25 protein-coding genes and 1 tRNA gene are annotated in these 25,962 nt (G+C 59.7%); 15 read left to right on the top strand and 11 right to left on the bottom strand.

What is annotated here, in order from left to right; translation table 11 throughout:
• Positions 1 to 29: 29 nt before the first annotated feature.
• The 5 genes from ACX3VQ_RS01250 to ACX3VQ_RS01230 are packed head-to-tail and all read left to right on the top strand — an operon-like array spanning position 30 to position 6,688.
• The gene (locus ACX3VQ_RS01250; protein ID WP_462579135.1) at positions 30 to 731 is read left to right on the top strand and encodes an OmpA family protein; all 702 of its coding nucleotides are present in this window, start codon (positions 30 to 32) and stop codon (positions 729 to 731) included.
• Between the two features lie 12 nt (positions 732 to 743).
• A complete protein-coding gene (locus ACX3VQ_RS01245) occupies positions 744 to 2,147 on the top strand; it encodes a TolC family protein (RefSeq protein ID WP_462579133.1) in 1,404 nt (467 codons plus the stop codon).
• 28 nt (positions 2,148 to 2,175) lie between these two features.
• Positions 2,176 to 4,347 carry a type I secretion system permease/ATPase gene (locus ACX3VQ_RS01240; RefSeq protein ID WP_462579132.1) on the top strand — a complete coding sequence of 724 codons (2,172 nt, stop codon included), beginning with the start codon at positions 2,176 to 2,178 and terminating at the stop codon, positions 4,345 to 4,347.
• Complete coding sequence (locus tag ACX3VQ_RS01235; protein ID WP_462579131.1) at positions 4,344 to 5,399, top strand: cell wall hydrolase; 1,056 nt, start codon at positions 4,344 to 4,346, stop codon at positions 5,397 to 5,399. The genes ACX3VQ_RS01240 and ACX3VQ_RS01235 overlap by 4 nt, the downstream gene beginning before the upstream one ends.
• Positions 5,396 to 6,688, top strand: a complete 1,293-nt coding sequence (locus ACX3VQ_RS01230; RefSeq protein ID WP_462579129.1) for an HlyD family type I secretion periplasmic adaptor subunit — start codon at positions 5,396 to 5,398, stop codon at positions 6,686 to 6,688. Before ACX3VQ_RS01235 ends, ACX3VQ_RS01230 begins: the two co-directional genes overlap by 4 nt.
• 62 nt (positions 6,689 to 6,750) lie before the next feature.
• Here the strand turns inward: ACX3VQ_RS01230 and ACX3VQ_RS01225 are convergent, their stop codons facing one another.
• The 6 genes from ACX3VQ_RS01225 to ACX3VQ_RS01200 all read right to left on the bottom strand — a co-directional run bounded on the left by ACX3VQ_RS01225 (position 6,751) and on the right by ACX3VQ_RS01200 (position 12,798).
• A complete protein-coding gene (locus ACX3VQ_RS01225) occupies positions 6,751 to 7,803 on the bottom strand; it encodes a transglutaminase-like cysteine peptidase (protein ID WP_462579128.1) in 1,053 nt (350 codons plus the stop codon).
• A 253-nt stretch (positions 7,804 to 8,056) separates the two neighbouring features.
• Positions 8,057 to 8,827, bottom strand: coding sequence for a cyclase family protein (locus ACX3VQ_RS01220; RefSeq protein ID WP_462579127.1), 771 nt, complete (start codon positions 8,825 to 8,827; stop codon positions 8,057 to 8,059).
• A complete protein-coding gene (locus tag ACX3VQ_RS01215) occupies positions 8,824 to 10,224 on the bottom strand; it encodes a peptide MFS transporter (RefSeq protein WP_462579126.1) in 1,401 nt (466 codons plus the stop codon). Before ACX3VQ_RS01215 ends, ACX3VQ_RS01220 begins: the two co-directional genes overlap by 4 nt.
• A gap of 41 nt (positions 10,225 to 10,265) precedes the next feature.
• The gene (locus ACX3VQ_RS01210; RefSeq protein ID WP_462579125.1) at positions 10,266 to 11,108 is read right to left on the bottom strand and encodes a sterol desaturase family protein; all 843 of its coding nucleotides are present in this window, start codon (positions 11,106 to 11,108) and stop codon (positions 10,266 to 10,268) included.
• 20 nt (positions 11,109 to 11,128) lie between these two features.
• Entirely contained in the window at positions 11,129 to 12,238 is a 1,110-nt protein-coding gene (gene aroB, locus ACX3VQ_RS01205) for a 3-dehydroquinate synthase (RefSeq protein ID WP_462579124.1), read from the bottom strand.
• A complete protein-coding gene (locus tag ACX3VQ_RS01200) occupies positions 12,229 to 12,798 on the bottom strand; it encodes a shikimate kinase (protein ID WP_462571986.1) in 570 nt (189 codons plus the stop codon). The genes aroB and ACX3VQ_RS01200 overlap by 10 nt, the downstream gene beginning before the upstream one ends.
• A gap of 38 nt (positions 12,799 to 12,836) precedes the next feature.
• On the opposite strand from ACX3VQ_RS01200, the gene ACX3VQ_RS01195 reads away from it, so the two are divergent.
• The 5 genes from ACX3VQ_RS01195 (at position 12,837) to ACX3VQ_RS01175 (ending at position 18,286) form a co-directional block, all read left to right on the top strand.
• Complete coding sequence (locus ACX3VQ_RS01195) at positions 12,837 to 13,034, top strand: hypothetical protein (protein WP_462571987.1); 198 nt, start codon at positions 12,837 to 12,839, stop codon at positions 13,032 to 13,034.
• Positions 13,034 to 14,851: a hypothetical protein gene (locus ACX3VQ_RS01190; protein ID WP_462579123.1), complete on the top strand. Its 1,818-nt coding sequence runs from the start codon at positions 13,034 to 13,036 to the stop codon at positions 14,849 to 14,851. The genes ACX3VQ_RS01195 and ACX3VQ_RS01190 overlap by 1 nt, the downstream gene beginning before the upstream one ends.
• Positions 14,851 to 15,735: a tyrosine recombinase gene (locus ACX3VQ_RS01185; protein ID WP_462579121.1), complete on the top strand. Its 885-nt coding sequence runs from the start codon at positions 14,851 to 14,853 to the stop codon at positions 15,733 to 15,735. Before ACX3VQ_RS01190 ends, ACX3VQ_RS01185 begins: the two co-directional genes overlap by 1 nt.
• Positions 15,736 to 15,750: 15 nt before the next feature.
• Complete coding sequence (locus ACX3VQ_RS01180; RefSeq protein ID WP_462579120.1) at positions 15,751 to 16,698, top strand: acetyl-CoA carboxylase carboxyltransferase subunit alpha; 948 nt, start codon at positions 15,751 to 15,753, stop codon at positions 16,696 to 16,698.
• 112 nt (positions 16,699 to 16,810) lie between these two features.
• Positions 16,811 to 18,286 (top strand): M48 family metalloprotease, encoded by a 1,476-nt coding sequence (locus ACX3VQ_RS01175; RefSeq protein WP_462579119.1) that lies wholly within the window; start codon positions 16,811 to 16,813, stop codon positions 18,284 to 18,286.
• 90 nt (positions 18,287 to 18,376) lie between these two features.
• On the opposite strand, the gene ACX3VQ_RS01170 is transcribed toward ACX3VQ_RS01175, so the two are convergent.
• Together ACX3VQ_RS01170 and ACX3VQ_RS01165 are read right to left on the bottom strand one after the other, a co-directional pair.
• A complete protein-coding gene (locus tag ACX3VQ_RS01170) occupies positions 18,377 to 18,550 on the bottom strand; it encodes a Flp family type IVb pilin (protein WP_462571992.1) in 174 nt (57 codons plus the stop codon).
• 125 nt (positions 18,551 to 18,675) lie between these two features.
• Complete coding sequence (locus ACX3VQ_RS01165) at positions 18,676 to 18,861, bottom strand: Flp family type IVb pilin (RefSeq protein ID WP_462579118.1); 186 nt, start codon at positions 18,859 to 18,861, stop codon at positions 18,676 to 18,678.
• Between the two features lie 63 nt (positions 18,862 to 18,924).
• Between ACX3VQ_RS01165 and ACX3VQ_RS01160 the strand changes: the two genes are divergently transcribed.
• Together ACX3VQ_RS01160 and ACX3VQ_RS01155 are read left to right on the top strand one after the other, a co-directional pair.
• On the top strand, positions 18,925 to 19,365 hold the full coding sequence (locus ACX3VQ_RS01160; RefSeq protein ID WP_462571994.1) for a (deoxy)nucleoside triphosphate pyrophosphohydrolase: 441 nt from the start codon (positions 18,925 to 18,927) through the stop codon (positions 19,363 to 19,365).
• A gap of 47 nt (positions 19,366 to 19,412) precedes the next feature.
• Positions 19,413 to 19,489, top strand: a tRNA-Arg gene (locus ACX3VQ_RS01155).
• Positions 19,490 to 19,535: 46 nt separating this feature from the next.
• Here ACX3VQ_RS01155 and ACX3VQ_RS01150 read toward each other — a convergent pair.
• A complete protein-coding gene (locus ACX3VQ_RS01150) occupies positions 19,536 to 19,931 on the bottom strand; it encodes a metallopeptidase family protein (RefSeq protein WP_462579117.1) in 396 nt (131 codons plus the stop codon).
• A 143-nt stretch (positions 19,932 to 20,074) separates the two neighbouring features.
• Here ACX3VQ_RS01150 and folE point away from each other — a divergent pair, with 143 nt between their 5' ends.
• A complete protein-coding gene (gene folE, locus ACX3VQ_RS01145; RefSeq protein WP_462571996.1) occupies positions 20,075 to 20,686 on the top strand; it encodes a GTP cyclohydrolase I FolE in 612 nt (203 codons plus the stop codon).
• 6 nt (positions 20,687 to 20,692) lie between these two features.
• On the opposite strand, the gene ACX3VQ_RS01140 is transcribed toward folE, so the two are convergent.
• The gene (locus ACX3VQ_RS01140; RefSeq protein ID WP_462579116.1) at positions 20,693 to 21,316 is read right to left on the bottom strand and encodes a TetR/AcrR family transcriptional regulator; all 624 of its coding nucleotides are present in this window, start codon (positions 21,314 to 21,316) and stop codon (positions 20,693 to 20,695) included.
• 106 nt (positions 21,317 to 21,422) lie between these two features.
• On the opposite strand from ACX3VQ_RS01140, the gene ACX3VQ_RS01135 reads away from it, so the two are divergent.
• The gene (locus ACX3VQ_RS01135) at positions 21,423 to 23,777 is read left to right on the top strand and encodes a TonB-dependent receptor (RefSeq protein WP_462579115.1); all 2,355 of its coding nucleotides are present in this window, start codon (positions 21,423 to 21,425) and stop codon (positions 23,775 to 23,777) included.
• A gap of 90 nt (positions 23,778 to 23,867) precedes the next feature.
• Here the strand turns inward: ACX3VQ_RS01135 and ACX3VQ_RS01130 are convergent, their stop codons facing one another.
• Positions 23,868 to 24,347: a redoxin family protein gene (locus tag ACX3VQ_RS01130; RefSeq protein ID WP_462571999.1), complete on the bottom strand. Its 480-nt coding sequence runs from the start codon at positions 24,345 to 24,347 to the stop codon at positions 23,868 to 23,870.
• Positions 24,348 to 24,534: 187 nt separating this feature from the next.
• Between ACX3VQ_RS01130 and ahcY the strand changes: the two genes are divergently transcribed.
• Positions 24,535 to 25,947 (top strand): adenosylhomocysteinase, encoded by a 1,413-nt coding sequence (ahcY, locus tag ACX3VQ_RS01125; RefSeq protein WP_462579114.1) that lies wholly within the window; start codon positions 24,535 to 24,537, stop codon positions 25,945 to 25,947.
• Positions 25,948 to 25,962 lie beyond the last annotated feature (15 nt).

The following is a 25,962-nucleotide window of genomic DNA, read 5'->3' as shown; positions in this document are numbered from 1 at the left end:
GGGGGAATGATATGCGGTTGACCAGAATTATGGCGACAGGTGCGTCGCTGGTGGTGGCACTTGCCACGCACCAGGCCGCGCTGGCCCAAAGCAGCGATTTCGATCGGCTGATGGGCATGGACGTCAGTAGCCTTCGCGGCGAGATCCAGATGCGTTTTGACGCGGCGCTGGCGCTCTCCAAGGATCCGGCGATCATCAATGCCGATAATCCGCGCCATGTGTGGGCGAATGAGGCCAAGGCCCAGTGCGGCATCGCACTGGGTTATCTCAAATCGCGTACGAAGGATCCGGTGTCGGTCGGTAAATGCCTCAATGCATACGAGTTGATGCAGGAAATTCCCGCACCGCCGCCACCGCCTTTGCCACCACCACCACCGCCGCCACCGCCGCAGTGCGACAATCCGGCGCTGGTTTTCTTCGAGTGGGACAACCCGGTTCCGCCCGCAACCGAAGCGCAGCAGGTGGTGGATTTCATCGCCGAGTTCTATCAGGTCTGCAAATGGACCAACCTGACCGTGGTCGGCCATGCCGACAAGTCTGGCTCGAATTCCTACAACATGCGCCTTTCGCAAGAGCGGGCAAACAATGTTGCCAACATGCTGCGCCCTGCCGTTTCCGGCACCACCGTAACGGTGGAATACAGAGGCGAGGAAGAGCCGCGAGTTCCGACTGAAGACGGTGTCCGCGAGCTGCAGAACCGCCGGGTCGAAATCCAGGTGCCATCCAATTAAGGGAGGGGTGAGATGAAGAAAACAACTATAACGAGCTTCGCCGCCGCTGTCCTGCTGGCCACGACATCACCGGCGGCCATGGCGCAATCGACCGGCGATGTGGTTTCGATGCAGGAAGCGATCGAGACGGCAATGCTGTCTAATCCAGAGATTATGCAGGCACAGTATAATACTGAAGCGATCCAGATGGAGCGCGAGCAGGCGCAATCACTGTATTATCCGCGCGTCGACCTGGAAGTTTCTGCGGGCGTTCGCCGGCTGGAAAACAGCACTCGCCGCAATCTGGGCATTGCCGATAACGAGCTTTACCCGGTTGAAGGCCAGGTGACGGCAGATTGGACGCTGATCGATTTTGGCCGCCGCCGCGGCGAATTGTTGCGCCAGGCAGCGCGCGTTGATGGTGCATCGCTGCGTGTTATCGAGCGTTCGGAATTCATCGCGCTTCAGGTTGCCCGCCAGTATCTCGACGTGCTGTTGCAACAGCGTGTTGTTGCAGCAGCAGCCGATAACCGGATGTTCCACGAGAACCTGGTCAGCGATCTGACACAAGGTGTTGAGCAGGAATCGATCTCGGTTGCTGACCTGCAGCAGGCTGAAGAACGGCATCAGTCCGCCATCGTGCAGGAAGAAGAGGCGAAGCTGGCACTCGAAACAGCCCAGAATTCGCTTCGTCGGCTGACCGGCCTGAATATTTACCAGGCCAGTCTACCGCCGGAACTTGGCACGGCTTTGCCGGCCTCGCGCGATATGGCGATCGGCATGGCGCGCACCGACAATCCGCTGGTGCGTGAGGCTCAGGCTGATGTTGATGCTGCGCATGGTCTGGTGATGAACGCCAAGGGCGATTTCAATCCCACGATTGGCGTCGATGTGCGTGGCCGTGTTGGCGAAGACATTGATGGCTTTTCTGGCGAAACCAACGATGTCCAGGCACGCGTCTACTTGCGGTGGAACGTCTTTAACGGCGGTTTGACCCAGGCAAAATATCAGGAAATGGTGCATCGCGCGTCGCAGGCACGCTATCGCATGCACGAAATGATCCGCCAGGCCGAAGAAGATGCGGCCAATTCCTGGACCGCGATGGAAGCCCAGAAAAGTATCGGTCAGGCATTGACACGCCAGGCTGAAGTCAATGATGATCTGCTGCTGAGCTATCGTAGCCAGTTCAATGTGGGGCGGCGCTCGCTGCTTGACGTGCTGGACGCGCAGAACACGCGTTTCAACACCATTGTTCGGCTGGAAACTTCACGTTTTTCTCAGCTTTTTGCGCAATATCAAATACTGGCAGCTACCAACCGTTTCCTGACCTCTCTTGAAGTGGCTCCGGGTGCGGGTGCAGGCAAGAACGAGCGCGTGCGGTTTGACTATGGTCCTCCGAAGGATGCTGAAACCGACTATCGCCGTTACGCCAACTGAGTCTGGTTGAAACAAATGCGAGGTTTTCGTGCTGCAGAACAGGAAGTTGGACGCGCTGCAGGCGAATGACCCGCTGATTCGCTGCATCGGGGAGTTGGCCCGCCGTTATGGTGTGGCCTTCTCCCCGCTGATGTTCGATTCGCTTGCGCGTGACGGGGCAGGGCGCTTGCCCTTCCACCAGTCTGAGGCAGCGATCGAACTGGCCGGGCTCGATTTCGACCGACATGATTACAAGAAATTACCAACCCGCGATGCTGACTATCCGGCGCTGATTTCTACTGTCAATGGTGCGGCGGCGGTGATCGAGCAGGCGCGCGAAGGGGAATTGCTGCTTTGGACCCCGGACGCCGGGGAGGCGAAATGGTTGCCGCGCGATGAGGTAGCGACCGAATATGCCGGGCAGTTTCTGAGCATTTACGGTGACCCGGATTCGCTGCGTGAGCAGGAGGCGCCGTGGCACCAGAAAGCACGCCATCACTGGTTCTGGGGTGAGCTGCGCAAGGAGCGCAAGTCTTTCCGCGTGGTGCTGGTGGCTTCGCTGATCATCAATTTACTGGCGTTCGCGCTGCCGCTCTTCACCATGAATGTCTATGATCGGGTGATCCCGAACCGCGCGGTCTCGACACTATGGGTACTCGGCATCGGTGTGCTGCTGGCCTTTGCGATGGAGTTTGCACTGCGCGCCGCGCGCACCAACGTAATTGACGAAATCGGGCGGCGGCTTGACATCAAGCTATCCCAGAAGATTTTCGGCCGTGTGCTTGGCCTGCCATTGGCTTCTCGCCAGGGCAATACGGGCGCGCTGGCGGCGCGGGTCAGCGAATACGCCATGGTGCGCGATTTCTTCGCCTCGACAACGATTGTGTTGATGGTCGATATTACCTTCCTGGTGCTGTTCGTGGGCGTAATTGCCTATATCGCCGGCTGGCTGGCACTGGTGCCGGTTGTGGCGATGATACTGATGGCTACCGCCGGTTTCTTCCTCCAGCGCAAGGTGGCCGATGCGGCGCGCGATGCGCAGGCCGATCATGGCCTGCAGCAAACCTTGCTGGTCGAATCGGTCGCCGGGATGGAAACGCTCAAGTCGATGAATGGCGAACGGGCGATGATGGGCCGGTGGTACAATCTGGCCGATATCGGCAGCCTGTCGCAACAGCGGCTCAAGAAGATCCAGTCGATCGCGGTCGGGCTGGCTCAGACTTTCCAGCAGGTCTCATCCATCTCGCTGGTTGTGGGCGGTTATTACCTGTTCGACGCCGGGAAGATCACCATGGGCGCGATTATCGCGATCGTGATGCTGTCTTCGCGCTCGCTCGCCCCGGCAGGACAAATCGCATTTCTGCTCACTCGCTTCCGCCAGGCGCGCGAAACGCTTGGCTCGATCGAGCGGTTGTTCGAGGTTCCCGACGAACGCAAGTTCGGTTCTTCAACGCTGCCGGCGTCGGTGCGTGACGCCACCCTCAAGCTTGAGGATTTGAGCTTTTCCTATCCCGAAGCGCCAGTGCCCGCGCTCGACGGAATCAACCTCACCATCAAGCCTGGTGAAAGGATTTGCCTGATCGGGCGTGTCGCTTCGGGAAAGTCGACGCTGGGAAGGTTAATTTGCGGCCTTTATCAGCCGAGCGAAGGCGCTTTCTTGGTAAATGGTATCGACTCGCGCCAGTTCCGCCCGCAGGACTTGCGCAATGCATTCCGCTTTGTGGGACAGGACGCCACCTTGTTTACCGGTTCGATCAAGGACAATCTCGCTCTCGGCGCGCCCGAGGTTGAAGAAGTGCGTTTGTTTGAGGCTATGCGCATGAGCGGGGCGGACGAGTTTCTGGCGCGCGATGATAGCGGATATGACCGTGCCGTGGGCGAGCAGGGGCGCAGGCTGTCAGGCGGGCAACGCAGCTTTTTGGCCTTGGCTCGCGCCTTTGTCAGCCCGTGTGAACTGTTGTTCCTCGATGAGCCGACTGGCGCGATGGATTCTCAGACAGAGCGTCAATTCGTCGAACGGGTGAAGAAATCGCTCGAACCCAACCAGACGCTGCTCATTTCGACCCACCGACCCGCTCTGTTCGACCTTTGCGAGCGAATCATCGTGCTCGACAAGGGGCGCGTGGTGGCTGATGGCAGCAAGCAGGAAATCCTTGCCCGCGCAGCCAATCAGGCCGGAATGGGCCAGACAAGTTCGGGCAAGGGAGAAAGTTCCAAGTGAGCGGCAGCATGGCCTCCATCGCCAGGGCTTGGCGCGACACCGGCGGGGCAACTCGCGGCCGAATAGCGCTGGGCGGCGGGTTTGCGAGCGTGCTTGGCGTGGCACTGGCATTTGTGATTGGCAATCCGGGGCCCAGCCGTGCGGAAGCCGGAATGGCCATGCGTTCGAGCGAGGTGGCGCGGCTCAAGAATCTTGACCAGGGCGCACAGGCCGAACTCGTGATCGAAGGGAAGAGTGCGCAACAACGCAACGCCATGATCCCGACAGCCGATCTGCCGCTCATCCGGCAGGCCGGATTTAGCTCGATTTCCAAGGGCACAGCGCAATTTAACAGTGCGCTCACCTGTCTGACGCAGGCGATCTATTACGAGGCAGTCAACGAGCCGGTGAAGGGCAAGCGTGCAGTGGCGCAAGTGGTGCTCAACCGCCTGAGGCACCCGGCCTATCCCAACTCGGTATGCGGCGTGGTATATGAAGGTGCTTACCAGCGCGTTTGCCAATTCAGTTTCACTTGTGATGGCGCATTGCTGCGCCAGCCGCTGGCGCGCCAGTGGAGCGAGGCTCAGGCCGTGGCGAAGGATATGCTCGCCGGCAAGGTTGAGCCCTCTGTCGGCACGGCAACGCATTATCATGCCGATTATGTCGTGCCGCGCTGGGCCTTTACGCTCGCGAAGATTGAGCAGATCGGAACCCACATTTTCTATCGCTTTCCAGGCGGCGCGGGCGATAAGTCCGCCTTCAGCCGCAGGTGGAACGGTTATGAGGCGGTTCCGACGATCGATTTCGATCGGCTGCGCGGATTGTTGGCCGCCAATATTATCGAGCCGGAGGAACCGGAATATACGCCAGGCCTTACGGTTGCACCGCATGTTGCCGACCGCCACGCACCGAGCGATGTAGGCGGCCGGATCGACACCACCAAGAACTGGCGCCCGTCGATTCCCGATCCAGTCAATTCTGTGGGCTCTTATGGCGTGGCCCGTGCGAAGCAAGGTGAATCCAGCGGCGGCGCCAATATTGCCATCGCCGATCTCGATGAGGGTCGACAGTGAACGCGACAATAAACGCGACTGTGAAGAAGTGGTACGAGACGGTTTCCGATTGGGATGCCAATCGTAAGCTCATTGCGGCGTGCGCGCTGACATTCTTCATCCTGTTGCTTTGGGCCAGCGTGGCGCAGACAGAAGAGGTGACGCGCGGCATGGGCAAGGTCATCCCATCGTCCAAGGCTCAATTGGTTCAACCCGCCGAGGCTTCAGTCATAGAAGAGATACTGGTGCGCACCGGGCAGAGCGTGAAGAAGGGCCAGCTGCTGGTCAGGCTTGACGATGATATCGCAGATTCAGAGCTGAGTCGGCTGCAGACCGAAAATGCGCGGCTGACTGCGCGATCGGAGCGGCTCGAAGGCGAGGCGACCGGGACCGAACTGGGCTGCGAAGAAGGCAGTACTTGCGTAGAGGAACAGCGCCTGCAGGAAGTACGTTTGGCGACTGCACGCAGCCAGCAACTGTCGCTCGCCTCTGCCGTGGAGCAGCGCCGGCGCGACCTCAGCGAAGCCCAAGCAACTGTATCCACGCTGGAAAACAGTGCCCGTCTGGCTCAGGAACAGGTTAGCATGCTCGAGCCGTTGGCGGCGCAGGGTATCGTTCCGCGTACAGAATTAATCACCGCCCAGCGCGACCTCATTGATACGCGCGGCCGGTTGGCTGCCGCGCGTCAGGCTGTTGCGCGTTCACAGGCTGCGATCCGCCAGGCCCAAGCCGATCTTGCTGCTGCGCGCAGCGAATTCCGCCAGCAGGCGCTCAACGAACAGTCTGAAATCAACACCCGCATTGCGGTGAATCAGGAGACAATTCGCGGGGCACAGGCACGCCGCAACCGCAATGAATTGCGTTCTCCCGCCGATGGCATCGTCAACAATGTCCAGATCACGACAGTGGGCGGATTTGTGGGCGCGGGCGAAGAGATCATGCAGGTGGTGCCGGTGGGCGACAAGCTGCTGGTCGAAGCGCGGATCAACCCCAAGGACATCGCGTTTATCGCGGTGGGCGACCGGGCCAATGTAAAGGTCACCGCCTATGACTTTGCCACCTATGGCGGGCTGCGCGGTGAAGTGCTTCAGGTGAGTGCGGACAGCGTCTATGACGAAGTCGAGCGCGAGACCTACTACACTGTGCTGATCGAGACCGATCGTTCGTTTCTTGAACGCGGCGGGCAACGCCTGCCGATCGTGCCCGGCATGATCTGTGACGTCGAGGTCATTACCGGCAGCAAGAGCGTGCTGAGTTATCTGTTGAAGCCGATCTCTCGCGGCCTCAACGAGGCGTTGACCGAACGCTGAGGCGAATGCCGGGTGGGGTCTTGGCCCTGCTCAAACCCTGGCGAAATTTAAGCAAATTCTCGTCAGTTGGCGTAGGCAACGCGCATGGTGCGCGGACCCGGAGGCCCACCCAGGGTAGTGCCGTGGATAAAGCGCTCGCCCGCGGCAAAACTCATTACCGGGCGATAGCCATAATCTGCACTGGCAGGGGCAACCCGGTCGCTCGCCATGTCAAGCATGAACCATTCGCCTTCGTGCCGCACTAAAAGAACCGCGTGATCGGCCCGGCGCAATGTGTCGCGCGCCAACGTGAGCATCATGTCCTCGCGTGCAACTCCCGCCGCGCCCAGCAATTGCATCTTGAGGATCGCATAGTCCTCGCAATCGCCCATGCGGCTGCGCAAAGTGGTGCGCGCATCGGCCCAATAGTCGCGCCGTCCGAATTGTGCGTTGTCAAGGCGATAGGTGATCTTGTTATTTACCCAGCGGTTGACCGCCATCATCAGGTTGGTGCGATCGCTTGGCACATCGCCCAGTGTAGACGCTACATCGCTGGCGGAAAGCTGTTGTGTGGCTACCCGCTCCCACGAGGCATCGAAGCGGGTGCGACCGATGCGGATACGTTCTGTGCCGAGGAAGCGGCCCGCGCTGCGAATGGTCGGCCAGCGGCTGCCATTGGCGGTGATGGTGCTGGTTACGGCATAGGAGGCTGTAAGCGTGTCGGCGGCGCTAGAGGGGGTGCGTGCACCCAGCAATTCGCATGCGCGGGCCTGCCCGGCGGTTAGTGCAGGCGCGGCCGCCACGGTGGCGGCGGCCTTGGGCAGCGCTGCAGGAATTACTTGACCGGCCTGTTCCATCCGCATCCGCTCAAGCGCGCTCATTTGCCCGCCCAGGATTGCGGCGCTTTTGGCCATGCGCGCGCCGGTAAAAGAAGCCGCGAGCGGGTGCGAGCCGGCCGCCAGTTGGGGCACCAGTTGCGGCATGCAGGCGGCCTCAGAGATGCCCACGGCGGCAAGTGGCATCGCGCTCGGCATGGTTACGGCCAATTGCGGAGAGGCGGCGGCCAGCGGCGCGGCAGCAAGCCCGGCAAGAAGGCTCGACCCGAGCCCTGCGGCAAGATGGGACCTTTTGATCATGGTCCCGCTTTGCACCCGCACCTCTCACCATGAGGTTTGAAGAGAGGGTTACCAAATCGCTAGGGAAGATTGACGGCAATTGCATGCCACCTTCACGGCAGGCACGTGCTAACGGGGTTTGGATGGTTAACGCGGCGTTTGCGTCCGTGGGTGAGCTTGGTGAAAAAGCTATGCCCTGCTTGCATCAAGCGCCCATGCGCGCGGCAATCCTGCCCGGCCAGCCGCTTGCCACAGTAGAGGCGATAAGGGCCGATTACCTCTCAAGGATCGCCACGGCCCGGATCCACCCCGCGCTGGCGCGTTCGATCTTCACCGGGAAACAGCTGAACATAAAGCCGAAATCCGGCAGCGCGGCAAGGTTGGTCAGCTTCTCGATCTGGTAATAGGGGCGAATGCGGCCGGCCTTGTGCCCTTCCCAGATGATCGAGGGATCGCGCGTCTCGGCCCAGCGCTTCGCGGTGTGGCTGAACGGCGCGTCCCAGCTCCAGGCATCTGTGCCGACAACTTCCACACCGCGCTCGGTCAACCACAGCGTGGCCTCCGCGCCAAGCCCCACGCCCTGATCGGTAAAATTGTCCGTTCCATAGACCGCGCCGGACTGGACCAGCACGATGTCGAGCGGTTGCAGTTCGTAGCCTATCTTGTCGAACGCTTCCTCCAGCTCCGCTGCACTCACTACATGGCCATGCGGCAGGTGGCTGAAATCGAGCTTCACGCCCGGCCGGAAGAATCGATCAAGCGGCGCTTCGTCAATGCTGGGGGCAGGGTGCTGGCCGCTGTCTGTCGTCGAATGGTAATGCCACGGCGCATCCATATGCGTGCCGTTATGCGTGCTCAGCTCAAGGAATTCGACCGCCCAGCCTTCGCCGTCGGGCAAGTCATCCTGCTCCAGCCCGGGAAAGAACATGGCGATCTGCTGCCATGTGTCCCGGTGGGTCATATAGGTGATCCTGGGCCGCATAACCTCGGGATCGGAGATCACCTCATTGGTGATCGGGATCGAAAGATCGATAAAGCGGGTCATGCCAGTGCTACTTCCTCCGAAGATGCTTCATGCATCAGGCGCGGTGCGAGCAGCAGCTTGAACAGCACGAAGACCGCGCCGGCACCAGCAGCAAAGCCCATGTGGATCAGCCAGAATTGCGTTACCGGCATGGTTTCAAACCAGCCACCGACATAACCCACAATCGAATTGGCTGCGAAGAACGAAAGGAAATATAGCCCGATCACCGTGCCGGCGATCTGCCTGGGCGCGAGGCGAGCGAACAGGGCAAGGCTGACCGGCAGCATGTGGGCAAAGCCGATCGAGTTTACGATATGAAACATCACCGGCCAGAATAGCCCGATCTTTTCTCCTGCTGGAGTGGTAGCCGCAGCCATGTAGAGGCAGGCCATCCCCCCGATCGAGAATAGGGAGCCGATGATGATCTTGGACAGTTCGTCAGGCTCGGTCCATCTCGTTTTCCACCAACGATAGAAGCCGGCGACACCGGCCAGGAAGCTGACGGAAACGATCGCGTCCAAGGTGATCAACCAGGTAGTAGGCAGTTTCTCTTCGCCCCAATAGAGCGCGAATTGCTGGTCTCCCCAAACCAGATAAGCATTGAATATCTGGTTGTTGGGAACGATCGCAACTGCCAGAACAGGGATTAGCAGCAGCAAAGCAATAGTGGCGAGCCAATCCTTCCGGTTCATCGGGTCGCTTGCTTTCTTTGCCTTTTTGTCCGGCACATCAAAATGCTCTTTCGGCAAATATTTCTGCCCGGCGACATAGATTGCCAAGCCAACCAGCATGCCCACACCCGCAGCACCAAAGCCCCAGTGCCAGCCCATCGTCTCTCCCAGCGTACCAACCACTAACGGGCTTGCGATGACACCGGCGTTGATACCAAGATAGAAGATCTGGAATGCATCGGCACGGCGCAGATCTTCGGGCCTGTAGAGGCTGCCGACCTGGCTTGAGATATTACCTTTGAACATGCCCGAACCTAGAATCAGGCAAAGCAGAGCGAACAAGAAGGTGATATTGAATGCCATCAGAAAATGGCCCAATGCCATGGTGATGGCGCCAAGAAGTACCGTACGGCGTTTGCCCAGCACCTTGTCGGCCAGCAGACCGCCCAGGATCGGTGTCAGATAGACGCTGGCAGCATAAGTGCCGAAGATAGCACTTGCGAATGCCTGGCCTTCCAGTCCGCCATAAATCGCGCGCAATTGCTCTATGCCTGCCACTTGCTCGACATTGCCGGGCAAAAGCAGAAAATTGACCATGTAAAGCACCAGCAATGCCTGCATGCCGTAAAAGCTGAACCGCTCCCACGCTTCGGTGAAGGCGAGGTAGCCCAGGCCCTTGGGGTGCCCCAGGAAACTCTTGTCGTCCCAGTCGAAATCGAGATCTGGTGTTGCTTCGCCAACGGTCATTTGTGCATCCTCATTGGTTATGCTGGCTCGCGGCCATGGGTTCACTCGTCGTCTGTGTCGCGATTGATCGGATATCCGCTGGCCGGCCCCAGCATTGGCTGGATCAGCATCCGGTCGAGCCACAACTCGCGGGTGTTGCGGAACTGTTCGATGCCGATCGTCATGCCTTCGTGGCCGTCCCGAGGCTGCGCGCGATAAGTGCCCAGCAGCCGGTCCCACCATGGCAAATTAAAGCCGAAGTTCGAATTCGTTTCGCTGGGATGGATCGAATGGTGGACCCGGTGCATGTCTGGCGTAACCACGATCAGGCGCAGCAGGCGGTCGACCCTCTGCGGCAGAGCGATATTGGAATGGTTGAACATGGATGTGGCGTTGAGCAGAACCTCGAATACCAGAACAGCGAGGGCAGGGGGCCCAAGCGCAGCAACTACTGCCAGCTTGTAGGCCATCGACAGCAGGATTTCGACTGGATGAAACCGCAGCCCCGTGGTGACGTCGAACTCGAGATCGGCATGATGCATCCGGTGCAGGCGCCACAGGCCGGGCACGGCGTGAAACATCACATGCTGGAGGTATATGGCGAGGTCAAGCGCGAGCAGTGACAAGATGAATGTGAGCCAGAAAGGCATATCGAAAGCGTTGAACAGCCCCCAGCCGCGCTCTTGCGCCATCAGCGCCAGCCCCACTGCGACAAGGGGGAAGGCCAGCCGCACCAGCAACGTGTCAAGCGCGACGATGCCGAGGTTGCTGCTCCAGCGCAGCAGGCGCGGGATTTCGCGGCGGCGGCGTGGGGCGGCCACTTCCCACAATGCCATTGCGGCGAGAACGCCGAGGAAGAAGCCCATGCGGATCAGCGGTTCGTTTGTCAGAATGATCGCTGTCATTGATCTGGCCCTTGTCTCGTTCAGGCAGCCTGCAACTGTTCGTCCAGGAAGGCAGCGATATCGCTCAATTCAATATCGCGGGCCAGAAATGCTGCGCCTATGCTGCGCAGCAAAATGAACGGTAATGTTCCTGCGTCCATCTTCTTGTCGTGCAGCATGTGACCGGCCAGCTTGCGTCCGTTGCAGTCGAGATTGAGAGCGGCGATTTCAGTGGGCAAACCGGCGTTCGCTATCGCGGCGGCAACGCGTTTTGCATCGCTGATTGAGATCAGTCCGCGCCGCGCCGAATAACGGGCGGCCAGTACCATGCCCAGTGCTACGCCTTCGCCGTGCAGCAGCTGGTCGGAAAATCCGGTTTCGGCTTCGAGCGCATGCCCGAATGTATGCCCGAGGTTCAGCAGCGCACGCATACCTTGTGTTTCGCGCTCATCCTCCGCCACGATCCGCGCTTTGGCCGCAACGCTGGTTGCGACCGCATGTTCAATTGCCGCTGGCTCGCGAGCGACTACTTCGGGACCATGTTCGCCAAGCCAGTCGAAGAAATCGGAATCGCCCAAAATACCGTATTTGATCACTTCGGCATAACCGGCGCGCATCTCGCGGTTGGGCAATGTGTCGAGTGCGGTCAAGTCTGCCAGCACCAGTGAGGGCTGATGGAACGCGCCGATCAGATTCTTGCCCGCCGCAGTATTGATCGCCGTCTTGCCGCCAACCGAGCTATCGACCTGCGCCAGCAGCGTGGTTGGGATCTGCACGAACCCGCAGCCGCGCTTGAGGATCGCGCAGGCAAAGCCGGTGAGATCGCCCACCACCCCGCCGCCCAGGGCAAACACATGGTCGCCGCGTTCGACACCTCGCTCAAGCAGCCAGTCTGTAAGAGATTGCAGCCCCTGCCAGCTCTTGGAGCCTTCTCCCGGGGCAACATCGTACCAGTCAATTTCGCGCTCATCCGCACGTAGCGCAGTTTCGAGCTTTGCGCCGTGGTGCGCACGCGCATTGGCATCTGCAACAACCGCAACCCGCTTCTTGCGGAGAAACAGGGCGGCATGCTGCGCGACCCCTTCAATCAGGTCGCGCGCGACAAGCACGTCATAACTTCGGCCTGCCAGTTGGACCGGGATCACAGCCATTTGTCGAGCGCCTCCAATATCTTCGCCACAGTTGCATCCTGCGGTCCAGTGTCGCTCATGACATGGATCGGCGCCTGCGCATAGAAGGGGCGGCGCTCGTCATAAAGGCGGGAAAGGATCTCGCGCGGGTTCCCGCCTTTGAGCAAAGGCCTCGTCTCGCGCCTGCTTGTGCGGTCAACCAATGTGTCGATCTCGCAGTCGATCCACACCGCTACCGCTTGTGCCAGGATCAGTGCACGGGTCTGGTCGTTGACAAAGGCTCCGCCGCCGGTGGCTATCACCCCGCTTTCGTTCTCGATCAAACGTGCAATGACGCGCCGTTCACCGTCGCGGAAATAGCCTTCACCGAATTCCTCGAATATTTCGGAGATGCTGCGCTGTGCGGCATTTTCGATTTCTTCATCGGCATCGACGAAATTGCAGCCCATTATATTCGCGAGGCGCCGCCCGACGGACGATTTGCCTGCGCCCATAAGGCCGACCAGCACCAGAGGGCGGTCGAGCCTGGCCGTGATGCCGGAAAGCAGCTCCGCGCTGAAAGAAGAACGTTCTTCGGTCATTGCCCAGCGGCCTATAGATCGGCTAGTGGCCATGCAATATGGCACGCAAGCGCAGCTCAATACTTTCGCTCGATGGTTCCGCACCGCGCCCGCCTGGCAACAAGCGGGTGTATGGTGGGCGGATTTGGTTCTGGCTCGGCCTTCTCGGTGCTGTGCTGGTGCTGGCCTGGTTTGATGGAGGGGAAGAGCCGATCCGCCCGATCACGCATGAAATACCCTTGCCGGGGGCCGGTTGATGGCTAGCTGGAAATGGTTGGGCGGGGCAGCGATTGCTCTCACCGCTACACTCTCATTCGCTCAGGACGCGCCCGAATCGCTTCTTCCGCCGGGATTTGACGATCCCACCCCTGCACCCACACCCAGGCCCGGCCCGGATGCGCCGACAACCCCGGCTGTGCCGGGCGCGCCAACGGTCCAGCCTCTGCCCGGCGAATTCACCCCGGGGCCGGACTTCTCGCAGTTTGACTTCAGTTCGATTCCGACGATCGAGCAGATCGAGGAAATGACGCCTGACGAGCTTGACGAGCTGCTGGGCCTGCGCCCTAGCTACGATATTCCGCCTGCTGCCCAGCGCGCGATGACACGTGTTGGGGTTGTCGACGCCAGCGAAGGCGGATTGCCGTCGAGGTCGCTCGCGCGCCAGCCGGCGGGGTTGGTGCGTGCAGTGCTTGAAGGGCTTGGAGGCCCGGTGGTTTCGCGCTGGGGGCATATCCTGCTGCGCCGGGCGCTTGCCAGCCGCCTCGAGACCCCAGCCGGGATGAACCCGGTCGAATTCGCGGGGTTAAGGGCGCAGGCGCTCAATCGCATGGGCGAATATGCGGCAGCGCGCGCGCTGGTGCAGGATGTCGATACCGGCAATTGGGACGACTTGATGGTCGACAATGCGCTGGAGGCTTATCTGGCGACAACCGATGTGATTGGAACCTGTCCGATCGTGCGGCTGCGCGGGCCGGATCGCGATGATGCCCAATGGCAGATGCTGCGCGCTATCTGCAGTGCCTATTCAGGCGATGGTGTGCTTGCCGGGTCGCAGCTCGACCGTGCGCTGCGTACCGAGCTTGCGCCGCAGATCGATGTGCTGCTGGCGCAGCGGCTGGCGGGTGCAGCCGGGCGTGGGCGGCGCGCGGTCGATATCGAGTGGGAAGGGGTCGAGGAATTGAACCCCTGGCGCTTTGCCCTGGCCAATGCCGTGGGTGAGGAAATCCCTGAACCGCTCCGCCGCGACTTCGATCCCTACTATGAACGAATCTCGGCGTTCACCCCAATGCTGCCGCTAACCTTGCGAGCGCAAGGGGCAGATCGCGCGGCGCGCGAAGGTATTTTCTCCGCCCAGGCAATGGTTGATCTATACAGCCAGATCTATGTTGATGAGAGTGTTGTGGGTGATGCCGCCGATACCGCCACTCAATTGCGCGAGGCCTATGTCGGCACCGATCCGCAGGCACGGTTGGGAGCGATGCAGGCGATATGGGGCGGTGATGTCGCCAGAGATTACGGTCGTTATGTGCTGACTGCCTATGCCGCAGCGCGGATGCCGGCTTCGGCCGATTATGTCGATGCAGCGCCCGCATTGCTGACTTCGATGCTTACCGCAGGGCTGGATCGCGATGCCAACGCGTGGAGCCGTGTGGTTGAACCGGGGAGCGCTGGCTGGGCGCTGGTGACTTTGGCAAGGGCGGGAACAGGCACGGCTTCTAGGCAAGCAGTAGACGGATTTATCGACGACGACGACAGCGGCAATTACCGCCGATCAAAGCTGCTGCTGGCGGGGCTTGCCGGTTTGGGCCGTGTTTCCGGCGCCGATCTGGGTAATTTTTCAAGCCGGGTTTCGCTTGATCTGGATCGCGAAACGCGCTGGTCCCGCACCATTACGCGCGCTGCCGAGGTGAACAACCGTGCGCTTGTAGCACTGCTGGCGGGGCTGGGTATGCAGGGTGAAGGGTGGCAGCGGATGACACCGCGCCATCTTTATTACATTGTATCTTCGCTACGGCAGGTGGGGCTGAATGCCGAAGCCCGCATGATCGCTGCGGAGGCGATCGCGCGCGGCTGATGGGCGCGGCAAGCCAGGCCTTCCTCGAGATGCTGGCGGCAGAACGCGGGGCAGCGGTCAATACTCTGGCTGCCTATCGCCGCGATCTTGATGGGGCGGAGGAACTGATCGGCGATTTGGCGCAGGTTGCCCGCGATGATGTTGCGCGGTTGGCGGCGGCGTGGTCAGGTCTCGCGCCCTCGACGGTTGCGCGCAAAAGCTCGGCGCTGCGCCAGTTTTTCGGCTTTGCGGTGGATGAAGGTTGGCGGAAGGATGATCCGTCTTCCGCGTTACCCCGCCCCCGCGCCCGCCGCCCGCTGCCCAGAATTCTCTCACACCAGGATGTAGAAAAGCTGTTCGATCACGCAGAGCTCGAGGCCGATAGTGGCAGCCCCTCGGCGATCCGTCAGCTCGTGCTGATCGAATTACTCTATGGCTCCGGTCTGCGCGCAACCGAGCTTGTCTCACTGCCGCTTTCCGCCGTGCCGCGCGATGCGCCGCTGCTGACGGTAACGGGCAAGGGTGGGCAGGCGCGCATGGTGCCGGTGAGTGAGCGCGCACGCGAAGCGCTGGTTCGCTGGCTGGCCGTGCGTGCCGACACAGGGGCACAAACATCGCGCTATCTGTTCCCTTCGCGGGCCGGCCATCTCACTCGGGTGCGGCTGTTTCAATTGCTCAAGGAACTGGCTGCGCGCGCGGACATCGATCCCGCAGGCGTCAGCCCGCATGTGCTGCGCCATGCCTTTGCCACCCACTTGTTGGAGGGTGGGGCAGACCTTCGGGTGCTGCAAACATTGCTTGGCCACGCCGATATTTCGACCACGCAGATATACACGCATGTCGATGCGGCCCGGCTTGTGGCGTTGGTCAATGCACGCCATCCTCTTGCCCGACGCGCCACTTAAGACTAGCGGGGCAGGATGATTTCCTACCTCGATTTCGAGAAGCCCGTTGCCAAGCTGGAAGAGCGGATCGCTGAACTGCGTTCCGCCGCCGAGGGTGGCGAGGTCAAAATCACCGCCGAGATCAAACGTCTCGAGAAGAAAAGCCGCGATTTGCTGACCGGCACCTATGCTTCGCTCACCCCGTGGCAAAAGACGCAGGTTGCGCGCCATCCGCAGCGGCCGCATTTTCGCGATTATGTCAAACATGCGTTTGACGAATTCGTGCCGCTGGGCGGCGATCGCCATTTCGGCGAGGATGAGGCGATCATGGGCGGCTTTGCCCGGCTGAAGGGCCGGCGTATTGTCCTGATCGGTCACGAAAAGGGGCACGACACAGAAACGCGGTTGAAACACAATTTCGGGATGGGCAAGCCTGAGGGTTATCGCAAGGCGATCCGCCTGATGGAACTTGCCGGACGGTTTGGCCTGCCGGTGGTGACACTGGTCGATACTTCCGGGGCATTCCCGGGGGTCGAAGCGGAAGAGCGAGGCCAGGCTGAAGCTATCGCTCGCTCGACTGAGGCTTGTCTGGCCCTGCCAGTGCCGATGGTGGCGACAATCGTGGGTGAAGGCGGTTCGGGCGGCGCGGTAGCGCTGGCAAGTGCAGAGCGCGTGCTGATGCTTGAGCATGCAGTCTATTCTGTGATCTCGCCCGAAGGTTGCGCATCGATCTTGTGGCGTACCGCCGAAAAGGCGCCGGATGCGGCGGAGGCGATGAAGGTCACTGCGCAGCACCTAAAGCGCCTCAAGGTGATTGACCGGATCGTGAAAGAGCCTGAGGGCGGGGCGCATCGTGCGCCCGACACGATGGCGCGCGCGCTTGGCAATGCGATTGCCGAAGAACTCGACAAATTGGCGAAAAAGTCCGCCGAAGAACTCAGGCGCATGCGCGAAGAGCGCTTTCTGCAGATTGGCGCTAGCTGAGCCGCAGTTCCTTATCGGGCGAATACCCTTGCGATGCGGCGTGCGATAAGCGATGATGCAATTGGCGATGGGTGGAGCGAAGGGAGCGAAGAAAAAGAACGGGAGAAATCTCATGGCATTCTGGTACAAATCGCTTGCTCTCACCACTGCTGCACCGCTTGCTCTGGTGCTTACCGGTTGCATGGGCGGTGCCATTCCAAGCGCCTCCACACCCATCACCCAGGCAGAGGCCCAGCAGGGTGCCGAATTCCATCCCCAGTTGCTGGCTGAATTTGGCGGCGCGATGAGCGGCTCACAGGCCACCTATGTCGCGCAGGTGGGCAAGAATATCGCGGTGCAATCAGGCTTGGGCAATGCGCGCGAAAGTTTCACCGTTTCGTTGCTCAACAGTTCGGTCAATAACGCCTTCGCGGTCCCCGGCGGCTATGTCTACACCACGCGCCAGCTGGTTGGATTGATGAATAACGAGGCCGAACTGGCAGCGGTTTTGGGGCATGAAGTGGCGCATGTGGCAGCGCGCCATTCGCAGCGCCGCCAGCAGGCCGCACAGCAGAATACCTTGCTGGGGGCGGCAGGGGCGATCTTGTCGGGCGTCTTGCTTGGTAACAGCGCCATCGGCGACACGTTGAGCCGGGGGTTTTTGCAGGGTTCGCAGTTACTGACGCTCAAATTCTCGCGCAGCCAGGAACTTCAGGCGGATGATCTTGGTATCCAGTATCTGACCAAGGCGGAATATGATCCGCGCGCTATGAGCACGGTTTTGTCCAGTCTGGCCGCGCAGAACGCGCTTGAGGCGCGGCTAACGGGGCAGGGCGAGACAAGGCCGCCCGCATGGGCCTCCACCCACCCCGATCCCGCCAGCCGGGTGCAGACCGCGCTGAGCAAGGCGCAGGGTTTGCCGGGCTCGGTGGTCAACCGCGACACCTTTCTGACCAGCATTGACGGGCTGATTTACGGTGATGATCCATCACAAGGTATGGTCGAGGGGCGCAATTTCATTCATCCCGATCTGCGGCTGAGCTTCACAGCTCCGCAGGGATTTTACATGATCAATGGCACCCGCGCAGTCAGCATCAATGGCCAATCGGGCCAGGCGCAGCTGACACTCGCGCCATATAGCGGTGACCTGGCCACCTATGTGCGGCAGCAATTCACCGCGCTTGGCGGAGATCAGCAACAGCTTGCCCCGCAAACGCTTGAACGTACCACGATCAACGGGATTCCCGCCGCCTATGGTATGGCGCGGGTGAACAGTGGCAACAGCCAGGTCGATGTGGTGGTCTATGCCTATGAATTTGCCAGAGATCGCGCTTATCACTTCGCCACGATCACGCCAGCTGGCCAATCCAATGTGTTCAATTCGATGTTCCAGTCGATGCGCCGGATCAGCGCGAGCGAAGCGGCGGCGGTGGTTCCGCGCCGGGTCGACGTGGTGACGGTGCAGCGCGGCGAAAGCGTGGCGTCGCTGGCACGGCGCATGGCGTTCGACAATGCGCAGGAGGATCGCTTTCGCGTACTCAACGGGCTTGGTTCGGGTGACCAGGTGCAAGCCGGGCAAAAAGTGAAACTGGTGGTGCGGGACCGGTAAGAGCGCGAATTGGCGCTTTTCAGATCTACTGCGGACAAAAGAAAAGCGGCGGGGAAATCCCCGCCGCTTTCTTGTTCGTTCGAATGACGATTAGGCGTTTGCGTCAGCCATCGAGGTCGAAACGGTGTTGAACGTCGTGGTCAGGTTGTCGCCGAGGCTCTGCATCGCAGTAATCGCAGCAACGGCGATCAGCGCGGCAATCAGGCCGTATTCAATGGCGGTGGCGCCCTGTTCGTCACGGAAAAGCTTGTTGATGAACTTCATGTCTAGTCTCCTGGTTTCAGTCTTCGGTACCCGTGCCCGCCAGCCAAAGACCGAACGGACGATTGCAGCGATAATCGGCAGCTATTGAAAAACCCCTAAGTCGGAACCTTTCAAAAAATTTACCATTAGCCTTCGACCGCACCGCTGATCTTGGTCGTGACCACAGCCCAAATTCCGTCGTTTTCGTTCGCTACTGCGTCGAAAGCGCCGATTGAGGCGATCACGATCAAGCTCACAATCAGGCCGTATTCGATTGCGGTTGCCCCCGAGTTGTCGGTTCCGATACGCTTTAGGAAAGCCGGCAATTTCATGGACAAGCCCCTATGATCGCGTCCTGATTTGAGCGTTTTGCAGCGCAGCCGGTTAAGAAATGGTTGAGAAGGGCCTTTGAATTGGAAAAAAAACCGACATGGCTATTGGTGGTTGCAGGTGCTCTGAAGCGCGCAGACGGGCGTTGGTTGATGCATCGCCGCCCTCTCGCCAAGCATCATGGCGGGCTGTGGGAATTCCCTGGGGGAAAGGTTGAACCTGCTGAAATTCCAGCGGAAGCTCTTGCGCGCGAACTGCGCGAAGAGCTGGGGATAGAGGTTGCATGTGATGCCTTGGCACCGTTTGCATTCGCGCAAGGTCGCGGCGAAACAGACGCAGTGACGATTGTCATCCTGCTTTACAGAATCGATGCTTGGCAAGGTGAGCCCGCCGCCTTGGAAGGCGAAGAAATAGGCTGGTTCGCTGTAGAAGAGATCGAAGCGCTGGATATGCCTCCACTTGATATCGACCTGGTAAGAGCACTGTTTTCGCAAGAGGCCGGATAGGGGATTGCCAAGCACGGCAAGGCCCCCTAAATGGCGCCCCCTGGCGAGCACCCGTAGCTCAGCTGGATAGAGCACCAGACTACGAATCTGGGGGTCGGGCGTTCGAATCGCTCCGGGTGCGCCATAAAAAGGGACTGGCTAGCAAGGCCGGTCCCTTTTTTGCTTGGGCCTCAGCCTTCTCCGTTCTCGATCGTGTGCATATCTTCGTCGGAAAACCCGAAGTGATGACCGGCTTCGTGGACGACTACGTGATGCACCAGATCTTCCAGAGACACGCCAGTTTCATACATTTCGGCAAGCAGAGGCTGGCGGAACAGGCTGATTACAGGGGGCATCTGGCCCGATTCCCAGATTGTGCGATCGGGCACAGGCCGCCCTTCATACAGCCCGCTTAGTTCCCATCGGCTCTTTATCTCTACTGATTCCAGTTGCTCGCGGCTGGCGAATTCCTCGATTCGCAACACGACACTTTCGAGTTCGGCACGAAACTGGCGCGGCATGGTGCCAAGCGCCTTGCGTGCCATTCGCTCGAACTCAACCGCTGATGGGCCATGCAATTCCCGCATATCACCCTGCAATATGGGAATTGTCGACTTTAGGGCAAGCTCGTGGAACCCAATTGTGATCCGGTCATTTGCCAAGGAAGGAATTTTCCGCAAAGGGAAAGTGAGCCCTGCGGGGCTGCACGGAATCGAACCAGGATGACCGCATGAGCTGCCAGCACGAAGATGAAACCGACAACCCGCATGGCAAGCGTGATGTGCCAGACCATGTTCAGGATGCGATCCGCACGATCATAGAATGGGCAGGGGATGATCCCGCGCGCGAAGGATTGCTCGACACACCCAAACGGGTGGGCCGCGCCTGGCTTGAATACTGTCAGGGCTATCAGGAGGATCCGGCGATCCACCTTTCCCGCCAATTTGAGGAAGTGGGCGGCTATGACGAGTTGGTGCTGCTCAAGGACATTCCCTTTCAAAGCCATTGCGAGCACCACCTGGCGCCGATCACTGGAAAGGCGGCGATCGCCTATATGCCGCGCGACCGGGTAGTGGGCATTTCCAAGCTTGCCCGCGTGCTGCACGGCTTTGCACGGCGACTTCAAATCCAGGAGCGCCTGACGGCGGAAGTTGCGCAGTGCATCTGGAACAATCTCGAGCCGCATGGCGTTGCAGTGGTGATCGAGGCCGAACACGGCTGTATGACGGGGCGCGGGGTGCGTACACCGGGCGTCACGATGGTCACCAGCCGTTTGCTGGGTTGTTTTCTGGATGATCCGCGCAGCCGCAAGGAAGCGCTCAGCCTGATGGGTTACGGCTGATCCCGGTCAATCCGGCCCGGTAAGCCCTCGCGCCAAGATATCGCGTGCGATATCGGGAACTACATCGGGCTCATCGCCGGGGCGCGCCCAAACGGCATAGCGCAGCCCAAGGAAAACGTTCATGCCCATGATCGCCCAGGCATGCGCTTCTTCCATTTTCTCGTGAAATTCGCCAGCTTCGGCGCCCGCGCGCAACCGATCAAGAATTCGGCGTGCCGTGTTTTCGTAATGCGCGCGATAGCTTTGGGGATCGACGAATTCCGCCTCGTCGATGATGCGATAGATTTCGTTATGCTCGCGGGCAAAGCGAAGAAATGCGGCCAGGGCATCTCTTTCCTTGTCCAAAGCCGAGGCGCTGTGCCCTATCCCGCTTGATGCGGCGATGCGTACACCCTCGCTGAAATCGCGCACCAGCGCCTGGAAGATCGCCTCTTTCGATTCGAAATAGGTGTAGAAACTGCCCAGTGCCACGCCCGCACGGCGTGTGATCCCGCTGATCGAGGCATCGTGAAATCCGCGTTCACCGAATTCATGCGTGGCCGCATCCAGCAGCTTGCGCCGCGTGCGCCTGCCGCGTTCGGTCACCGGCTCTAATCCAGCGCTTTCATTACTGTCTGGCTTAGTTTGCATGCAGGGAGACTATGCCGGTTGTCGCGCCTTCACAAGCACAAACTTGAAATATGATTCAACTTTCAATATATGCCCGGGCAACATGGTTCTTGGGTGAGGATTCGACATGAAACTGAAATCTTTCGATACACGTATCTTGTTTGTTGGCTGCGGGATGCTGGCGCTAGCGGCCGGTCTCGCTCCGGCTCCTGTGGTGGCACAGGAGATATCGGGAGGCGATGAATCTCCAATCGCGTCTGAAACGGAAAATGTGATTTATGTCACGGCTCGGCGGCGCGAGGAGCGCGCGCTCGATGTGCCAATTTCAGTGACTGCCATTAGCGGTGAAGAACTGGCACGAAACGGCACGCTGGAACTGACGGAAGTTGCCCAGAAAATGCCCAACGTGACGCTGGAGATCAGCCGAGGCACCAACACCACGCTCAGCGCCTTCATCCGCGGCGTGGGCCAGCAGGATCCGGTCGCCGGGTTCGAGGCGGGCGTAGGGCTATATGTTGACGATGTATATCTCAACCGCCCGCAGGCAGCGGTGCTCGATGTTTATGACGTCGAGCGGATCGAGGTGCTGCGCGGGCCGCAGGGTACGCTCTATGGCCGCAATACCATTGGCGGCGCGATCAAATATGTGACCGCGCCGCTGCCGGATGAAACCCAGGTCAAGATTCGCGGTACTTATGGCAAATACGACCAGGCCGACCTGGTTGTGACCGCATCGACCCCGCTGACCGAGAACCTGCGGATCGGTGCCAGCGGTGCGCGGCTTTCGCGCGGCGGCTTTGGCGACAACCTCAACCTCGGCACCGAGAATTACAACAAGGACGTCTGGGCGGCGCGCGGTACGCTGGAATTCGACAATGGCCCGGTGTTCATCCGCCTGTCGGGCGATTATGTGAAAGACAACAGCGAAGCTCGCCAGGGACACCGGCTCATCCCCGGCCTGCTGACCGGCGCACCCGTGCTCGACAACGTGTTTGACACGCGCGCTGGGCTCAATGTCGTCGACCAGCAGGTTGAAGCCTATGGCGGTGCGCTCAATATCGCGGTCGAACTGAGCGATACGATCACACTCAAATCGATTACCGGATATCGCGAGGACAAATCGACAACCCCGATCGATTTCGACAGCCTTCCCGCCGCCGATCTCGATGTGCCTGCGATTTATGAAAACGATCAGTTGAGCCAGGAATTGCAGCTTCTTTATGAGGGTGATCGGCTGAACGGCGTTCTGGGCTTTTATTACCTTGACGCAAATGCCTTCACCGCATTCGACGTGGCGCTGTTCACTACCGGCGACCTGCTTAGCCTGCCCGGCCTCAACGCGCAGACGCTGGGTGATGTGAAGACCAAGACCTGGTCGGTTTTCGGCGATTTCACCTATGATATCACCGATAAGCTGAGCGTATCGCTGGGCGGCCGCTTTACCAGCGACAAGCGCAGCAGCCGCGTTCTGCGCACCACTTTCATTGGCGGCTTCTCCGACCTTTTCCCGCCGTCGACCGCCATCCCGATCGCGGTCACCAGCGACTTCGAGGGCAGCGACACCTTCGAGGAGTTCACCCCGCGCGGCTCGATCAGCTTCAAGCCGAACGAGAACCACAATATCTATTTCACCTATTCACGCGGGTTCAAGGGTGGCGGGTTCGATCCGCGCGGCCAGACCAGCGCGGCACCTGATCTTGACGGTGATGGCGACATCGATTTCGATGATCAGTTCGAATTTCTGCGCTTCGAGCCCGAAACGGTGGACAGCTATGAATTGGGCTGGAAGGCCTCGCTGCTCGACAACCGCCTCAACATTAGCCTCGCCGGTTTCATGGGCAATTACAAGAACGTGCAGATCCCCGGATCGGTTGGCGTGGACACAAATAATGACGGCGTGAATGACAGCTTCATCGGTATCACCTCAAATGCGGCAAGCGCCGATGTCAACGGCATCGAGTTTGAGGGCAATGCGCTGGTCGGGCGCGATTTTGCGGGTGATGGCAGCAAGCTCACATTCAACTGGTCGTTGGGCGTACTAGACGCCAAGTTCAACACCTTCATCGACAATTTCGGCAATGATGTCGCCGACAGCCGCGTGTTCCAGAACACGCCCGATATCACCGCGCACATGGGCGTCGATCTGGGCTTGCCTGTTGCGAGCGGAATCGTCGATTTCATCGGCTCTGTCTCGCTGCGCGGTGATGCCAGCCAGTTTGAGGTACCCAACCGCTTCCTCGATCAGGACGGCTTCGCCCTGGTCGATGCCAGCATTGTCTACACTGACGATTCGGACCGTTTCTCGATCGGCGTTCACGGCAAGAACCTGTTCGACAAGCGCTATATCGTATCGGGTTATAACTTTGTGAGCGGTGACGGCATCAATACGCCGTTCGTGCCGACATTGGGCCGGGAGGGCACGTTGACCGGCTTTTATGGCGATCCGCGGCGCTTTTACGTGACCGGCGAAGTCAAGTTCTGACGAATTCCCCGTCGGAGAATACGGCAGACAAGAAAGGGCGCCCGTTCTCTCGCCGGGCGCCCTTTCGCATTGCTGGTTGAAGTTTACGGCCTAGAGTTGGCCGAGCATATGCTCAGCGCTCGACACCGAGAAATCGCCGGGCGCCTCGACATTGAGCTCGGTAACCACGCCATTATCGACCACCATCGAATAGCGCTGCCCGCGCTTGCCCAGGCCAAAACCCGAACCGTCCATCGTCAGGCCCACGGCTTCGGCAAAGTCGCCATTGCCGTCTGCCAGCATGGTGATGTCTGCGCTGCCGGCGGCCTTGTTCCATGCCCCCATCACGAAAGCATCGTTGACCGCCGTGCAGGCGATCTCGTCAACACCCTTGGCCTTGAGTTCCGCCGCCTTGTCGACATAGCCCGGCAGGTGGCGCGCGGAGCAGGTGGGCGTGAAAGCGCCAGGAACTGAAAACAGCGCCACTTTCTTTCCGGCGAAATACTCGTTTGACGAAACCTGTTCCGGCCCGCTTTCGGTAGCCTTGACCAGGGTTACTTCAGGAAGTTTGTCACCAACCGAAATTGCCATTGCGTAATATCCTTTCGTGTTCCCGTTCTTCTGCGCTCGATATAGGCGCTTGGAACCACTCCGCAACAATCAAGCATATAAAGATTCTTTTATATTTGCTTCGAACGGGTCGCTTCGCTAGAGGCACGGCCTTGTAAGTTTCATGAGCGCTGCCCTTCGCCGCGCTTTGCATTTTCAGGAGTTTTTCGTGGCTAAGCTTGCCCAGGACTACATCATCAAGGATATTTCGCTCGCTGAATTTGGCCGGGACGAAATCACGATTGCCGAAACCGAAATGCCGGGCCTGATGGCCCTGCGTGAGGAATATGGCACAGCGCAGCCGCTTAAAGGTGCTCGGATTACCGGTTCGCTGCACATGACAATCCAGACCGCGGTGCTCATCGAAACCCTGATCGCCTTGGGTGCCGAGGTGCGCTGGGCCACCTGCAACATTTTCTCGACTCAGGATCACGCGGCGGCCGCGATCGCGGAACAGGGCATTCCTGTGTTCGCTATCAAGGGTGAGAGCCTGACCGATTACTGGGACTATGTCGGCAGGATTTTCGACTGGTCGACTGCTGACGATCCGGATCTTACTGCCAACATGATCCTGGATGATGGCGGCGATGCCACCATGTTTGCGCTGTGGGGCGCGCGGCTGGAGGCGGGGGAAACCATGCCCGATCCGGCCAACGCCGAGGAGATCGAATTCCAGCGCGCGCTCAAGGCCTTTATCAAGGCAAAGCCGGGCTATCTCACCAAGTCGGTCAAGAGCATCAAGGGCGTGTCGGAAGAAACCACCACGGGCGTGATGCGGCTTTACCAGATCGCCAAGCAGGGCAAACTGCCGTTCCCGGCGATCAATGTGAATGACAGCGTCACCAAATCGAAGTTCGACAATCTGTATGGCTGCAAGGAATCGCTGGTCGATGCCATCCGCCGCGCGACCGACGTCATGCTGGCTGGCAAGGTTGCCTGCGTGGCCGGCTATGGCGATGTCGGCAAAGGCTCGGCCGCTTCGCTACGCGATGGTGGCGCGCGCGTTATGGTGACCGAAATCGACCCGATCTGCGCATTGCAGGCGGCGATGGATGGCTATGAGGTTGTTTCGATGGAGGAAGCGGCCAGGCGTGCCGATATCTTCGTTACCGCCACTGGCAATGAAGACGTTATCACCGGCGAACACATGAAGGCGATGAAGAACATGGCCATCGTGTGCAACATCGGCCACTTTGACAGCGAAATCCAGATTTCAGCGCTCGACAATTATGAGTGGAAGCAGATCAAGGAAGGTACCGACAAGGTTACCTTCCCCGATGGAAAGTCGATCCTGGTATTGGCCAAGGGTCGGCTGGTGAACCTGGGCTGCGCCACCGGCCATCCCAGCTTTGTGATGAGTAGCAGTTTCACCAACCAGACGTTGGCGCAGATCGAGCTGTTCACCAAGTCGGATGAATACCAGAACGATGTTTACGTGCTGCCCAAGCATCTCGATGAAAAGGTCGCCGCGCTGCATCTTGAAAAGCTAGGCGTACGGCTAACTCAGCTTAGCCAGAAGCAGGCTGATTATATCGGCGTACCGGTGGAGGGGCCGTTCAAGCCCGATCATTACCGCTACTGAGCCATCAATTCATCG

Source organism: Altererythrobacter chaiwopuensis (assembly GCF_054957735.1).
This window is presented reverse-complemented; position numbering and strand designations above follow the sequence as displayed.